This window comes from Niveispirillum sp. GW835-FHT14G11 (assembly GCF_058793615.1).
Window position 1 is genome coordinate 228,600 of sequence record NZ_JBXAFZ010000010.1, and the last position, 15,584, is coordinate 244,183.

At 66.8% G+C, this 15,584-nt stretch carries 9 protein-coding genes; 2 read left to right on the top strand and 7 right to left on the bottom strand.

What is annotated here, in order from left to right; translation table 11 throughout:
• Nucleotides 1-40: 40 nt before the first annotated feature.
• Both AC1Q7F_RS19520 and AC1Q7F_RS19525 read right to left on the bottom strand, forming a co-directional pair.
• Complete coding sequence (locus AC1Q7F_RS19520; RefSeq protein ID WP_492509916.1) at nt 41-556, bottom strand: DUF6702 family protein; 516 nt, start codon at nt 554-556, stop codon at nt 41-43.
• Nucleotides 553-3,003, bottom strand: coding sequence for a M1 family metallopeptidase (locus tag AC1Q7F_RS19525; protein WP_492509918.1), 2,451 nt, complete (start codon nt 3,001-3,003; stop codon nt 553-555). The genes AC1Q7F_RS19520 and AC1Q7F_RS19525 overlap by 4 nt, the downstream gene beginning before the upstream one ends.
• Before the next feature lie 274 nt (nt 3,004-3,277).
• On the opposite strand from AC1Q7F_RS19525, the gene AC1Q7F_RS19530 reads away from it, so the two are divergent.
• On the top strand, nt 3,278-4,048 hold the full coding sequence (locus AC1Q7F_RS19530) for a 4'-phosphopantetheinyl transferase family protein (RefSeq protein WP_492509920.1): 771 nt from the start codon (nt 3,278-3,280) through the stop codon (nt 4,046-4,048).
• Nucleotides 4,049-4,230: 182 nt separating this feature from the next.
• Here AC1Q7F_RS19530 and AC1Q7F_RS19535 read toward each other — a convergent pair whose 3' ends face one another.
• Complete coding sequence (locus AC1Q7F_RS19535) at nt 4,231-5,262, bottom strand: LacI family DNA-binding transcriptional regulator (protein WP_492509922.1); 1,032 nt, start codon at nt 5,260-5,262, stop codon at nt 4,231-4,233.
• 130 nt (nt 5,263-5,392) lie between these two features.
• The gene (locus AC1Q7F_RS19540; RefSeq protein ID WP_492509924.1) at nt 5,393-11,242 is read right to left on the bottom strand and encodes a pre-peptidase C-terminal domain-containing protein; all 5,850 of its coding nucleotides are present in this window, start codon (nt 11,240-11,242) and stop codon (nt 5,393-5,395) included.
• A 184-nt stretch (nt 11,243-11,426) separates the two neighbouring features.
• On the opposite strand from AC1Q7F_RS19540, the gene AC1Q7F_RS19545 reads away from it, so the two are divergent.
• Nucleotides 11,427-12,299 carry an alpha/beta hydrolase family protein gene (locus AC1Q7F_RS19545; RefSeq protein WP_492509926.1) on the top strand — a complete coding sequence of 291 codons (873 nt, stop codon included), beginning with the start codon at nt 11,427-11,429 and terminating at the stop codon, nt 12,297-12,299.
• Nucleotides 12,300-12,305: 6 nt separating this feature from the next.
• On the opposite strand, the gene AC1Q7F_RS19550 is transcribed toward AC1Q7F_RS19545, so the two are convergent.
• From AC1Q7F_RS19550 to AC1Q7F_RS19560, 3 genes are all read right to left on the bottom strand, one after another.
• Nucleotides 12,306-12,758, bottom strand: coding sequence for a Crp/Fnr family transcriptional regulator (locus AC1Q7F_RS19550; protein ID WP_492509928.1), 453 nt, complete (start codon nt 12,756-12,758; stop codon nt 12,306-12,308).
• 196 nt (nt 12,759-12,954) lie between these two features.
• Nucleotides 12,955-14,898, bottom strand: coding sequence for a CHASE2 domain-containing protein (locus AC1Q7F_RS19555; RefSeq protein ID WP_492509930.1), 1,944 nt, complete (start codon nt 14,896-14,898; stop codon nt 12,955-12,957).
• A 5-nt stretch (nt 14,899-14,903) separates the two neighbouring features.
• Nucleotides 14,904-15,584: a hypothetical protein gene (locus tag AC1Q7F_RS19560; protein WP_492509932.1), complete on the bottom strand. Its 681-nt coding sequence runs from the start codon at nt 15,582-15,584 to the stop codon at nt 14,904-14,906.

The window sequence follows — 15,584 nt, forward strand, 5'->3', positions numbered from 1 at the left end:
CACCTTGGGGCGGCTTGTTAGCGCTACCGTATCGCGGATCCTATCCCAGCACCACGTCCTTCTCCCCGTCCCCACCCAGGAAACTGAGGGTGCGAATACGCTCTGGGTCACCGCTCATGTCGAAATTCACCTGATTGATCTGCACGGCGAACAGGTCGCGCAGGATGCCGTTCCGCACGATCAGGCGGGTGGGCGGTGCGGTCAGGGCGACCTCCTGATAGACATGGACAGTATCGCCCTCCTGCTCCGCCCCCAGCAATTTCAGGGGCAGCGGCCCCACCCCCGGCACCGACAGGGCAAACCGCGCCTCCACATACAGCGCCAGCCGCGCCCGATCCTCCAGGCGCGACAGGTCCGGGGCGGTCACATGCGCGACCTGATCCAGGGCCATTTCCGCATCGTGCCCGTGTAGGGAATGGTCGATCTCCAGCAGGCCCGCCGCCTTGTTCCAGGTGACCAGCGTCAGCGCCGACCGGGCCCGGTGGGCAAAGGCGGGGCCGGCCAGCAAACCGGCGCCGGCCAGCACAAGCAACCGGCGCCGGTTCAGCGCCGTCACTTGCTCCCCTCGGCCGGGGTCAGCGGCACATCCTTGCCGCCCTCCTTCTTGCCCTCGCCTTCCTTCTTGGCCTTCAGCTCCACCAGCATGTCGGCCATCAAATCCTGGGTTTCGTCCTTGGCCTTGTACAGTTCCAGGCGCGAGGCCGCGATCTTGCGCGGGAAAGCGTTGTTGGACGGGTTGGCGTCGGCGATTTCCTGACGCGGGTCCAGCTCGATCCCCACCACCTGTTTGGGGCGGATCAGCATCCGGGTCACAGCCTTGGCATTGTAGCGCCAGATCTCCGCCGGGATCATCAGGAACTCCTCCGTCCCGTCGGCGTACTTGATCTGCAGCGGCAGGGGCATGACCAGCCCGCCCTTGTTGGCGAAATCGATGAAATAGACCCAGTCGCCATCCTTCTCCGCCCGCGCCAGCGCATCGCGCTCCCAGGGTTCCAGTCCTTCCAGCAGGTCGGCATACTTGTTGCGGTCCTTGTTGGTGGGGCTGAACTTGTCGTTCTCGTTATAGAAATCCTTCAGGTCCGGTTCCCGCTCCAGCAGGGTCTTCAGCCCTTCCTCGCGGTTATGGATCTGGGCCAGCGGCTCGACATTGTTGCGGCGGTATTCATCGCGCTGGAACGCCTTTTCCACATCGGGATTACCGGTGGAGATGCGGTATTCGCGCACCGACGCCAGATCGATGTCGACATGATCGGTGGTGTAGAACCAGCCGCGCCAGAACCAGTCCAGGTCCACGCCCGACGCATCCTCCATAGTGCGGAAGAAGTCGGACGGGGTCGGGCGTTTGAATTTCCAGCGCTGCGAATATTCGCGGAAGGCATGGTCGAACAGCGCCCGGCCCATCACCGTCTCCCGCAGGATGGTCAGGGCCGTGGCCGGCTTGGTATAGGCGTTGGGCCCGAATTGCAGCACCGAATCCGACTGAGTCATGATCGGCACCTGACCCTGGCTGGTCATGTAGCTGGTGATTTCCGAGGGCAGGTTGACCTTGCGGCGATGCTCCCCGAAATTCTCCTCCCATTCCAGATGCGCCACGTTCTGGACGAAGGTGTTCAGGCCCTCATCCATCCAGCTCCATTGCCGTTCATCGGAATTCACGATCATCGGGTAATAGAAATGCCCGACCTCATGGATGACCACGCCGATCAGGCCATATTTGGCATTGGCGGAATATGTCCTCTTGCCGGTCTTCTTGTCGGTGGTCGGGCGATATCCGTTGAAGGTGATCATCGGATATTCCATGCCGCCACCATCCCAGGTATTGACCGACTGGGCCGTGGGATAGGGGTAGGCGAAGGAATATTTGCTGTAGGTCTTGATGGTGTGCGCCACCGCCCAGGTGGAATATTTCGACCAGAGCGGCTCCGCCTCGTTCGGGTAGAAGGACATGGCCAGCACGGGGTTGCCGGCCGGGTTGTCCTGGCTGACCCCCATCGCGTCCCAGATGAACTTGTTGGAACTGGCAAAGGCGAAGTCGCGGACATTCTTGGCAGCAAAGCGCCAGGTCTTGGTGGCCTTGTCCGTCTCCTTCTCATTCGCCAGGGCTTCTTCCGGCGTGACGATGAACATCGGCTTATCGGCCTTGGCGGCCTTGGCCAGCCGGTCGCGCTGTGCAGATGTCAGCACGTCGCCCGGATTCTGCAATTCGCCAGAGGCACTGACCAGATGGTCGGCGGGCACGGTGATGGCGACATCGTAATCGCCGAATTCCAAGGTGAATTCGCCACGGCCCAGGAAAGCCTTGTGCTGCCAGCCGGCATAGTCGGTATAGGCCGCCATGCGCGGGAACCACTGGGCGATGAAGAACAGGTCGGTATTGTTGTCGCGGAAATGCTCGTAACCCGAACGCCCGCCGACAATATCCTGATTGATGATGTTGTGCGCCCATTCCACCTTGAAGGTGAAGCTGGCATTGGGCGACAGCGGCCGGGGCAGGTCGATGCGCATCATCGTGTCGACCACGGTATAGGACAGCTTGGCCCCCGACCCGTCGGTGACCGACGCGATCTCCATCCCGTAAGCTGTGTCCTTCAGCGCCTGGGCGCGGGCCAGCGCGCCATAGGTGATCTGGTCGCCGCCATCCTTGGCCGGGCTGGCCGTGCGGGTCAGTTCGGCGATGGAGCCGTCCTTATAGATATTCTGATCCAGCTGCAGCCAGAGATAGCGCAGATTGTCGGGGGAGTTGTTCTGGTATCGCACCGTCTGCCGCCCGGTCAGGCGCTTGGCGGCCGCATCCAGCTTGACGTCGATGCTGTAATCGGCGCGCTGCTGCCAGTACTGGTGCCCCGGCGCACCGGATGCCGTGCGGTAGGTATTGGGGGTGGGAAGATCCACGTCCAGCTGGCGGAACTTGTCCTGCCAGTCGCCCTTGGTCTGCACGATGGCATCCGCGGATGCCATATTGGCCGACAACACCAAAGCAGCGGCCGCCATCAGACGCGCCACGCGTCCCTGCCAGTACCCCATCAACAACCCCCGCGTCACGGCCGGGCCCGCGTCCGAACGCACCCGCTGCCGACAAGGTCCTGATCATGCGAGAGCTAATGGCCGGGCTCAAAGCATTATCGGCGTTGAAAACACGGGATTCTTGTAACGGAACAGTAACACCCCGCCCTTCGGGATTCGCGGGGCGGCCTTCACCCTGCGTCGGGGCTTCTTTCCTTACCAAAGGGCTGGCAAACGCCTATCATCCGCGCTTTCTGGAAACGGGGGACATCGGATGCGGGACGGTTTTGCCGTGCGTGGCGACTGGCGACATGACGTGATCGTGGTGACCCTGGCTGTCGATGGGCTGGGAACGCGGGAACTGGCGCCCCTGTCGCACACGCTGGACCCGGCCGAGCGGGAGCGCGCCGCGCGTTTCCAGTTCGATGCCGACCGCAATGCCTATATTGCCGCCCATGGCCTGACGCGCCTGTTCCTGTCGGCCTGGACCGGACGGTCGGCCGGCGGGCTGGCCTTCAATGACGGCCCCTATGGCAAGCCGGTGCTGGTGCGCGGCGGGGCGTCCTTCAACCTCTCCCATTCCCGGTCGATGGTGGCCGTGGCCGTGTCGGCCCAGGGCGAGGTCGGCGTCGATATCGAACCGCTGGTGCCCGCGCGCAATGTCGAACTGGACATCGCCGACCGCTGGTTCTCGCCCGAGGAAGTGGCCCAGGTCGGCGCCGAAGAGGATGACGCGGCCAAGCGCGCCCGCTTCATGCGCATCTGGAACCTGAAGGAAGCGGTGATCAAGGCCACGGGCCGCGGCCTGTCGCAGGAACTGACCGGCTTCACCGTGACCCCGCCCACGGGCGATGCCGGCCCGGTGCTGGCCCTGCATGAGGAATGGCTGCGCGCCGCTGGCGACTGGCGCCTGTCGCAATGGGATGTGGACGGCCATGTCCTGGCTGCCGCCAGCCTGAATGGCCCCCCCGGCACCCTGCGCCACCTGCGCGTCACCGCTGACGGCCTGGCGGCATTGGCTGATGGGGCGCCGATTCTGGTGTGAGGTTGGGGCGAACAGGGTGACAATTGCTTTTCCCGCCTTCCCGGCGAAAGCCGGGACCCAGGGGCCACAAAGGCAACCCTCTACGCAGCGTTGATCGACATTGGATGAAAGGTTGGGCACGTGGCCCTGGGCCCCGGCCTTCGCCGGGGAGGCGATAAATGGGGGGCGATTAAGCCATCACCCTACCGCGCCATCGTCGATCCCCGCACCACCAGCCGCGCCGGAATGATGGTCCGTTCCAGCGGCTGGTCATTCATCAGGCGCAGCAGGTTTTCCACCAGCAGTTCGCCGGCCGCCACCGTATCCTGGCGCACGGTGCTGAGCGGCGGGTTGGTATAGCTGGCGGCCTGGATATCATCGAACCCCACCACCGACACCTTCCCCGGCACCGACACGCCGCGGTCGCGCAGGGCATGCAGGCTGCCGATGGCCACCAGGTCGCAGGCGGCCACGATGGCATCGAACCGCCTTCCACTGTCCAGCAGGCGCAAGGCGGCGGCAAACCCCGCCTCCTCCGACGTCTGGGCATCCAGGCGCAGGGCCGGGTCGGGTGTCAGCCCGGCCGCCCGCAGCGCCTGCACATAGCCCTGGTGCCGGTCGCGATATTCCGGACAATTCTCCGAAATGTCGCCCAGGAAGGCGATGTCGCGATGGCCGGTGGCGATCAGGTGGCAAACGGCCTCGGCCGTGCCCTGCACATTGTCCGACCCGATGAAATGGCCGGGCTGGCCCGGTATCACGGGGCCCCAGGTGATGTACTGGATCCCCGCCTCGTCCAGCGACGATATCTTGTCCAGATAGGCGGTATAGTCGCCATAGCCTAAGAAGATGATGCCGTCGGCGCGCTTGGACGCGGCATAATCGGCGTTCCAGTCGGTGCTGGATTGCTGGAACGAGATCAGCAGATCATAGCCGCGCCGGGCCGATGCCCGCGTCACACTGCCCAGGATGGACAGGAAGAACGGATTGATCAGGCTCTCCGACGTGCCCGGATCCTCATAGAGCAGCAGGGCCAGCGTATTGGTGCGCTGGGAGCGCAGGTTGCGGGCATTGACATCGACCTTGTAGTTCAGCAGGCGCGCCGCCTGCTCCACCTTCAGGCGCGTATCCTCGCTGACCATGCTGTCCCGGCGTAGCGCGCGCGAGACCGTGGATTGCGAAACGCCCGCCATTTCAGCGATATCGAAGGATGTCGGCCTCTTCGCCCGCATCATTGTCCCGGCTTCTGCCCGTTTTCTCCCCAAGCGCCTGAGCATATAGGTCCGGCCGGGGGTCTGGCAATCGGCGCGAAAGGTTGGGGGACCGGGGCGGTTTTATTCCGCATCCGGTACAATATTTAATTGCCTAACCGAAATAATCCCAATCCACGGCGGCCAGCCGCCCTTCGCCATAGCCGAAATCCAGGAAATGCTTCAACCCGTTCAACCCGGCCGCCGCCACATCGGGATTTGCAGCCAGATAGGCGGCGGCATTGAAGAAGGGGGTAGCGGCCCGGCCTTCGGCCATGCCAAAGGACAGGTAATGGTCGATGGCCGTGACCGCCCCGGCCCGCACCGCCACCGCCACGTCCGGGTTCTCCGCCAGGTAATAGCCGGTATCGAAGAACAGGGACGGGTTGCGCCCCTCCGCCCTTCCATTGGACAGCCAGTGCGCCTGACCGCTGCTCAGCGCGCCGCTTTGCACGGCGGCGGCGATGTCGGGATATTGCGCCAGATAAAAATCCTCATCAAACCAGTCCAGGGCGGACCGTCCCTCCGCCCGTCCATAGGCGTCGTAATGCACCCGGCCCGAGGTGAAGGCGCCAGCCTGCACCGCCGCCGCCACGTCGGGATTGTTGGTCAGATACGTCGCCTCATCATAGAAGGACACGCCCGGCCCCGACAGCAACAGGGCGCCGCGGTTGAACATCGCCACTTCCACCTGGCTCAACCGGTCCGTGCCCTCCGGCCCGGTCAGGGTGAACCCGTCACCATCGCGGGTCAGGGTGAAGCTGCCGCGCGGATTGTCATAGAACGCGATATCGATGCCGCCGCCGCCGGTGATGCGGTCATCACCCGCCCCGCCCGTCAGCCGGTCGGCCCCGGCCCCGCCGGTCAGCGTGTCGGCCCCGCGCCCGCCCAACAGCGCGGACCCGGCCGATGCCGCCGTCAGGCTGTCGGCGCCGTCGCCGCCCACCGCCCGTTCGAACACCCCGGCGGTGAAGCTGATCGCCTTGTCGCCGATGGCGCCCGTGCCGGCGGACAGGTTGAAGCTGACAGAAGCCGTCACGGCGGCGGCGTTCAGGCTGTCATAGCCGCCATCGGTGTCGGTGATGGTGGCGCGACCGGCATTGGCCGTCACCAGGGTCGCGAATTCATCGGTGAAGACATGGTTGTCATCGGCACTGCCGGCATTGCCATAGGCGCGCAGGCCCCAGCTTGTCAGGGAACCGGTAATGCCGCCATCGCGGTCGGACAGCGACAGGCGCCATTCGCCCGATGCCTGTTCGCCCAGCAGCCCCGCCACCCCGAAGGTGAAGCCGACATTGTCCTGCGATGATCCCAGGCTGGTCAGCCGCCCCTGGCCCGGCCGATCGACCAGGGCATAGGTCGTGCCCGACGGAGAGGTGAGGGTGACAAGCAGATCGCCGATCCAGCTATGGGCGATGTTGAGGTCCACCTCCACCCGGTCGATGGTCAGGTCCCCGGACAGGCGCAGAATGGTGGACACGCCGGTGGCGTTATCGTCGGGGATCGTCAGCGTCGGGGCCAGGGTGGCGCTGGCCGACAGCACCGCCTCATTGGCGCTGGTCTGCTGCCCGCGCCAGGTCTCCGCCAGGCGCACGGCGGCGCGGGCATCCACCAAGCCGAAGCCGAAACCGTCGCTGTAATGCAGGGCGCCGCCGTTCCAGGTGCGGGCCCCGTTGCTGGACCAGCTGCTGGCCGTGGCGCTGATCTGCCGGGCCGACAGGGCCAGGATCTCCTGCACGTCGCGATAGCCCAGGTCGGGATTGGCCTCAAGCATCAGCGCCACCACGCCCGCCACGGCGGGGGCGGAAAAGCTGGTGCCGTCCAGGGTGGCACTGTCCCCGCCTTCATACCCGGCCGCACCCGGTCGGTCGGCCGTGACGATGTCCACACCGGGGGCGGCCACCAGCACCGAGGCGCCGGGCGTGCTGAAGCTGGCCAGGACGCCATTGCTGTCGGTGGCGGCGACGGTGATGACGAAGCGGCTGTTCTGGAAATTATGCAGGTTGGTATCGTCGCCATATTGGCCGGTATTGCCGGCCGACTGCACCACCACCGTGCCCTTGCCCCCCCGCCCCTCCGCCGCCAGCCGGGCCAGGGCGGCACCGGAGACATTGAACGGATTGCTGTCGAAATCGTCCAGGAAGGCGCGGTTGGGCGTGGATTTGAAGAAATTGCCGAAGCCCCAACTGTTGTTCAGCACATCCACCGCCCCGATGGCGCGCAGGAAGGTGGCCGATGTGGTGGCGGCAAAGACCGTCGTCGAACTGTCCAGCGGATCGTAATAAGCGACGAGATCGGCATTATAGGCCACGCCCACCCCGCCCGACCCGTTGCGTTCGGCGGCGATGACGCCGGACACGGCGGTGCCGTGATTGTCGTCACCGGTCTGCGGCGCGCCGCCCGCCGCCCCGGTGGCGGCCACGCCGGACAGCGCCATCAGCAGATTGTCATCCAGGTCGCGGTGGGTGGGATCGATCCCCTGGTCAAGCACGCCGACACGCACGCCGGCGCCGGTATAATCGGCCCAGACCGGCAGGACATTGATGCCATAGGTGCCGTTCAGGTGCCATTGCTGGGCATAGAGCGGGTCGATGGGCGTACCGCCCAGCGGGCCGGCCGGGTCGGGTGTGGCGGGTTCCTGCACATCGGCCGACAGGCGATAGGTGCCGGTCTCCGTATCCGTCGCCCCTTCCGCCGACAGGTAATAGCGCCCGCTGGTGGTGGCGGTGAAGGTCAGCAGGCTGTCCAGCCCCGTACCGCCATCATCGTCCGACGCCAGCTGCTGTCCCGCCGCGTCCAGCAGGCGCAGCCAGGGATCATCCAGCGAGCCGCCGCCGCCATCCAGGCCCGACAGGGTGAAGCTGTAGGTGCGGCCCGCCACCAGATCGATGGCGAACCAGTCCTGGTCGGCGGCGTTCTCCAGCCGGCCCGTCACCGACCCGCCCACCGCCACCACGCCCTGCGTGGCTGTGGTGCCGGCATAATCGTCGGCCGCCGCCTGGGTCACCGCCACCCGGTAGGTGCCGGTATAGCTGCCATCAAAGCCAGTGGCGGCGATATAGTAGCGCCCGCCGCTGGTGGTGGTGAAGGACAGTTCGCTATCCGTGCCGATGCCGCCATCATCATTGTCGCTCAGCAGCGTGCCGGCGCTGTCGCGCAGTTGCAGCAGCGGGTCGGACAGGGTGCCGCCGCCGCCATCGCGGCCCGACAGGCTGATCACATAGCGGGTGCCGGCCACCAGATCGACGGCGAACCAGTCGCTGTCGCCCAGCACCTCCAGATTGCCGGTGGCGGTGCCACCCACGCTCACGCGCCCCGTGGTGCCGGTACTGCCGGCATAATCGTCCACCACCTCCACCCGGCTGGCCGTCAGGCGATAGCTGCCCGTGGTCGGGGTGACCAGGGTATCGGCATCGACGGCAAGATAGAGCCGGCCCGTGCTGGTCGCCGTATAGGTCAGCAGACTGTCGAAGCCGGTGCCGCCATCATCGTCGAAGGCCAGCAGCGAACCGGTGGCGGAACGCAGTTCCAGCGCGGGATCGGCCACCGTTCCGCCGCCGCCGTCACGGCCCGACAGGCTGAACCGGTACTGGCTGCCCGCCGTCACGTCGATGGCGAACCAGTCCACGTCGCCCGGCACCTCGATCGTGCCGGCGATGGAGCTGCCGATGGCCAGCGTGCCGGCACCCGCACTCGTGGCACCGTAATCGTCGGTCATGGCGGAAAGCTGGTAACGGCCGGTCAGACCAGGGCTGCCGGCCGCCGCCGACAGATAGAGCCGGCCCGTGCTGGTCGCCGTATAGCTGATCAGGCTGTTCAGCCCGGGGCCGCCATCATCATCGATTGACAGAAGCGTGCCGGTGACCGACAGCAATTCCAGCTCCGGGTCCGACAGGGCCGATGTGCTGGCGCTGTTCAGCTGGAAATAATATCGGGTGCCGGCGGTGACATCGATGGCGAACCAATCCTTGTCGCCCGGCGCCTCGATCTGGCCGGTCACGGTGCTGCCGCCGGCCGTCACCAGGCCCGTGGTCGCCGTGCTGGCCGCGTAATCGTCGGCAACCCCCAGGGAAGCGGCCGACAGCCGGTAGGTGCCGGTGGACAGCATGCCGGCGGCCGACAGGTAAAGCCGGCCCGTGCTGGTCGCGGTATAGGTGATCTGGCTGTCCAGGCCCGTGCCGCTGTCATCATCGCCGGCCAGCAGGGTGCCGCCGGCCGACAACAGTTCCAGATAGGGGTCGGACATGGTGCCGCCGGCCCCATCCAGGCCCGACAGGGTGAACCGGTACTGCGTGCCCGCCGTTACATCCACGCCGAACCAGTCCTTGTCGCCGCTTGTCTCGATATTGCCGGTGGTGCCCGTGGCCCCCACCGTCACCCGGCCCGTCGTGGCCGTGCTGGCGGCATAATCGTCGACAATTCCCAGGGAGGTGGCCGACAGCCGGTAGGTGCCGGTATAGCCGCTGAGAAGGCTAGCCGCCGACAGATAGACCCGGCCCGAACTGGTCGCCGTATAGATGATCTGGCTGTCCAGGCCGGTGCCGCTGTCATCGTCGGACGACAGCAGCACGCCGCTGGATGACAGCAGCTGCATGTACGGGTCGGCCAATGTGCCGCTGGCCCCGTCCAGGCCCGACAGGGTGAAGCGATATTGCGTGCCCGCCGTGATATCCACGGCGAACCAGTCCTTGTCGCCCGCCGTCTCGATATTGCCGGCCGTGCCCGTGGCGCCCACCGTCACCCGGCCCGTCGTGGCCGTGCTGGCCGCGTAATCATCCGTCACCGGTGTCGTCAGGGCCACCGCCGAGAGCCGGTAGGTGCCCGTGCCCGTGCCCGAGAACAGGGAAGTCGCCGACGATGTCGCGAGATAAAGCCGGCCGGTGCTGCTGGCCGTATAGGTGATCTGGCTGTCCAGACCCGTGCCGCTGTCATCATCGCTGACCAGCAGGATGCCGCTGGATGACAGCAATTGCAGATAGGGGTCCGACAGGGTACCGCCGAGGGTGTCGAGGCCCGACAGGGTGAAGCGGTATTGGGTGCCGGCCATGACATCCACGGCGAACCAGTCCTTGTCGCCCGCCGTCTCGATGCTGCCGGTGGTGCCCGTGGCCCCCACCGTCACCCGGCCCGTCGTCGCCGTGCTGGCCGCGTAATCATCCGCCACCGGTGTCGTCAGCGCCACGGCCGACAGCCGGTAGGTACCCGTGTCCGCGAACAGGAAATCCGCCGAGGAGGCGGCCAGATAAAGGCGGCCCGTGCTGCTGGCCGTATAGGTGATCTGGCTGTCCAGTCCCGTGCCGCCGTCATCATCGCTGGTCAGCAGCCCCCCGCTTGACGAACGCAATTCCAGATAGGGGTCGGAAAGGGTGCCGCCGGCGCCATCAATTCCCGACAGGGTGAAGCGATACTGCGTGCCGGCCGTGACATCCACGCCGAACCAGTCCGCGTCACCCGTCGTTTCGATGCGGCCAGCGACGCTTGTGCCGCCCACCGTCACCCGACCCGTGGTCGCCGTGCTGGCGGCATAATCATCCGCGTTCACCGAATAGACGCTGGCGCCGTTCACGTCGCGGATACGCGACCATTGCGACTGGCCCACCCCCTGCAAGGTGACGGCGGTCAGACCGAAGATGGACATCACGGTATTGCCCGAGGCATCCAGCCGCAGAGTCACCTGACCCTGCGCCACCCAGGTGCCGGCATTGATACGATCGACCTCCGGATCGAAATCCTGCACCAGATCGTTGCCCGAGGCGCTGTTGAAGGTGAAAATGTCGGCGCCGGTCCCGCCGCGCAACGTGTCATTGCCGTAATCCAGCGCCAGCAGGTCATCGCCGGCCCCGCCATCGACGCTGTCATTGCCGAAACCGCCATCCAGCGTGTCATTGCCGGCCCCGCCGGACAAGGTATCCGCAGTGCTGCTGCCCACCAGTGAATCGTTGCCCGGTGTGCCATTCACTTGCATCGCAGCCTCCGCTGATCCTAAAGGACTACCAAGATAGTGAAATGCAATTATGGCGGCAATGATTACTGCCAGTATCAATCAATTGTCACGTGAGGGGCGGGATTGTGTTTAGCACGATCGTTCGTTATCTTGACCCCTCCTGGGGATAGGACGCCGGCGACCGGCGACATGAAAGGGAACCGCCATGCAAGCGGACAGCGCAAGCATCGAACACCCCGCCAGCATCCGTTGCCCCGACGGGCGCACCCTGGCCGGGCGGCTGTTCCTGCCGGCCGGCAATGTGATGCCGGAACTGGCGCTGGTGCTGCACGGGGCCACCGGCGTGCCGCGCGACTATTACGCCAAGTTCGCCGCCTGGCTGGCCGGATACCGGCGGGCCGCCGTGCTGATCTATGATTACCGCGATTGCGGCCAGTCCGCCCAGGGACCCGTGCGCCGGTCGCGGGCCGACATGGGCGACTGGGCCGTCACCGATCAGGGTGCGGCCCTGGACTGGATGGCCGACCGCTATCCCGACCTGCCCCTGGAGGTGATGGGCCATTCGCTGGGCGGCATGGGCCTGCCCTTCCATGAAAAGGCCGGGCGCGTGCGTCGCCTGACCACCGTGGCCACCGGTCCCTCGCACTGGACCCGCCATCCGGCGCATTTCATCTACAAGGCGGCGGCCTTCTGGTTCGTGCTGGGACCGGTCACGACCCTGGTGCTGGGATATATGCCGGGCTGGGCGCTGGGCCAGGGGGCGGACCTGCCGGCCCGCGCCTTCTGGCAATGGCGGCGCTGGTGCACGACGCGTGGCTTCTACCGCACCGACTGGGGCCGTACCCTGCCGCAGCCGGACCTGTCACGGATGACGGGGGAGGTGCGGCTGATCGCCATCGCGGATGACGAGATGATCCCGCCCCCCGTGGTGCGCGACCATGCCGCTTTCTTCCCGGCGGCGACGGTGACCCATCATGTCATCCCCGTGGAAGCCGCCGGCGTGCGCGCCATCGGCCATCTCCGGGTATTCTCCGAACGCTGCAAGACCGCCTGGCCGCTGCTGGCGGACGCGGTGTAGCGCGGTTCAGTTGCCAGCCGCCTCATCCAGGTTCTTGACATCCTCGTTGGGGGCGATCTCGCGGGCCTTGATGGCGCTGACGGCCAGCACCTGGCCCATCAGCCCTTCCAGATGGTCGTTGGCGGCGCGCAGGTTGCGGGCCAGGATGCGCACGATGCTGGCCACGAACGGGTCGGCCTCCGCCAGCCGCTGGCGCACCTTCTCGCCGGAGATGACGATCAGGGTCGTATCCTCCACGGCATGGGCGCAGGCCGAGCGCGTGCCATCATCGATCAGCGCCATCTCCCCGAACAGGCAGTTGGGTCCCACCTCCGCCAGGATGACGGGATGCTCGGGCTCACCCCGCCAGATGCGGATGCGGCCCGACTGGACCAAGTACATATGGTCACCGCGTTCCCCCGTCAGAAACAGCTGCTTGCCGGCGGGCACGAACTTGCGGTTGAGGATACCTTCGGCCATTTCACGACCCCTGAGAGAGCATACGGCTGTTATCGGTCCCGGCAACCGTACTAGCAAGGTTTTGTTGGCGGATTACACCGGAGCGCGATGTTGTTCGTCGTGCTCCGGTTGGCGCATTGAGCGCCCGCGACCCCATGGTCGCGTGAAACCAAGCCGCCGGATGGCGGCGCCCGGCGCTTGAGGGCGCATACAGGTACTACTTGTCGCTCATCACCACCAGATCACGGTTGCCCCCCATGGCCAGCCGTTCAAGGTGCAGACTGGACGGGCCGTCATCGGGCCGCTCCGCCGCCAGTGCGGCAAAGGCATCCAGGGCCCCCGCCTCTCCCGCTGCCATGGCCGCATAGGCGGCACGATAGGCGACCATGAAGGCGCTGTCCGCCTCGGTCGCGTCCAGCGGCTGATGCACCTCGATCGGTTCCGTCTTGCCCTTCAGCACGACACGGCCGATGGGCCGGCGGGCCAGATCGGGACAGCGCCCGGCCGTCGCCCCGCTCATCGCCACGCGGGTGCCGAAATATTTGTTCAGCCCCTCCAGCCGGGCTGCCGTATTCACCGCGTCGCCCAGGGCGGTATATTCGAACCGCGCATCGGACCCGAAATTGCCCACGCTGGCAGGTCCCGAATGCACCCCGATGCGGGTAAGCCCGAACGGCCGTCCGGCCGCCACCTCCGCCGCCAGGAAACCTTGCGCGAACCGGTCCAGGTCCAGCGCACAGGCCGCGGCGCGCGCCGCATGGTCGGGCATGTCGCGCGGGGCCCCGAACAGGGCGAAGACGGCGTCGCCGATGAACTTGTCCACCATGCCGCCATGGGCGAACACCACCTTGACCATGCCATCCAGGTAGCGGTTCATGACATCGGCCAGGGTGGCGGCGTCCATCCCCTCCGATATGGTGGTAAAGCCCGCCACATCGGTGAAGACATAGGACATGTCGCGGCGCTTGGGATCGATGGACAGCTTGGACGGGTCCTTCATCAGGTCATCCAGCAGCACGGGCGACAGATACTTGGCAAAGGCCGCCTGCACGAAGCGCCTTTGGTCGCGCTCCCGCCGCCCCCGCCAGATATCGGTCAGCCACAGGCCCAGCAGCACCGACAGCGACGGCCCGATCTGCGGCAGCAGGATATGGGCCCGCGCATAGGCCGGACCGGCCAGCAGCCACAGAACGGCGATCACCGCCAGACCCAGCAAGGCCCGCAGCCACAGCGATATCTCCACCAGACCCAGCGCCAGACCCAGGCCTGCCGCCACCAGCCCCGCCACCACGGCCAGCGCCACCCCCTGTTCCGGTGGCGCGCGTCCCTCCAGCAACTGCGACAGGGCATGGGCATGGATACTGATGCCGGGCAGCACCCCGGCATTGCCGGCAAAGGCCGTGCGGAACGGCGTGATATGCCGGTCGCGGTCCGACAGGTCGGCACCGACCAGGACGATCTTGTCCTTGAACCAGGCCGGTGGCAGCAGCGCCACGGCATGGGCCGGGAACTGCCGGAAGGGTGCAGTCGCCGCATCCGGCCGCCCGCGCCAGGCGATGGGTACCGGCTCGCGCGGCGGGCTCAGGCCCAGATGCGCTGCCAAAGCCGGCACCACCCCCGCCTGCCAATGCCCGTCCGGGGCGGCTTTGCCGGGGAAGATCCAGCGCACCGTGCCGTCGAGATTATCCTTGACCAGATTGGCCCAGCCGCGCCGGTCGGCCGGCACGAACGCGTCGATATAGGCCACCTGCGCCTCGGTCAGCCCCTCGGCCGCCCCGCCATGGCTGATCACCAGCGGGATGTTCAGCTCCCGGATCACCTCCGCCAGCGCCTCGTCCTTGGCCGGCTCCGTCGGCTGGTCCAGCAGCACGTCCAGCAGCACCGCCTTCGCCCCCTTCGCCTCCAGCACCCGCAGCAGATCGGCCAGGAAGGCGCGGTCGACGGGGGAGCGATAGGGGAACCGCGCCAGCGTATCCTCGGTAATGGCGGCGATGACGATGTCGGGCTGCTGCGGGGCGGGCGGGGTGCGCGTCGCCACCCGGTAATCCGCCACCCAATTCTCGATCCCCTGCAGAAACGGGGCCGCCCGCACCAGCACCACGGGTGCTAGACCCGCCAGCAGCAGGATGGCCAGGATGATGGGCAGGCGGCGCAAATCCATGGCCGTCAGTTCGCGGCCAGCAGGGCGCGGGCCTGGCGGTCGCATTGCTTGGCCGCCATCCAGCCCGCCGCCATCTTCGGCGCCGTCACCGCTGCCGGCAGCAGGTGGAAGGTGACGGCCGCCGCCGCCCCATCCAGCTCGAACAGCAAGGTGCCACCATCGGTGATGGGCAGTTCCGGCAAAGCCAGCCGCCCCTCCCCCGCCGGCCACTCGGCATTGGCGGTCCAGGCGCGGTCGGCCGGCATCAGGGTCAGGCTGGCCGGCTTGGCGGCGTCGGCGCGCCACAGCACGACCTCCTGCCCCGGCTTCACGCAGGCCGACCCCGATGATGCCGGATCGACCAGCCAGGGATCGGGCAGGGCCGCCTTGGGCCCCGCATCGCGCACGGCACCCAGGCTGGTCGCATCGGTGCCACGGGCCGACAGCAGGCCGGCCAGCTGCTGCTTCGCCCCCTGGCCGGCGCCGGCCGGTGTGCCCTTGAACGGCCCGCGCAGCGTCACCTGCGACCCATCCTCCCCGATCAGCACCAGCCGGGCGCCATCGGCCAGGGTCAGCAGCACCTTGTCGTCAACGGTGGCGCCGGGGGCCAGATCGATGCCCTTGGCCTCCACCACCACCAGCGGCGCGGCAAAGGCGGGGGCGGCGAACAGCAGGGCGAGCGCCACAAGCGGGGCGGGGCGGATCAT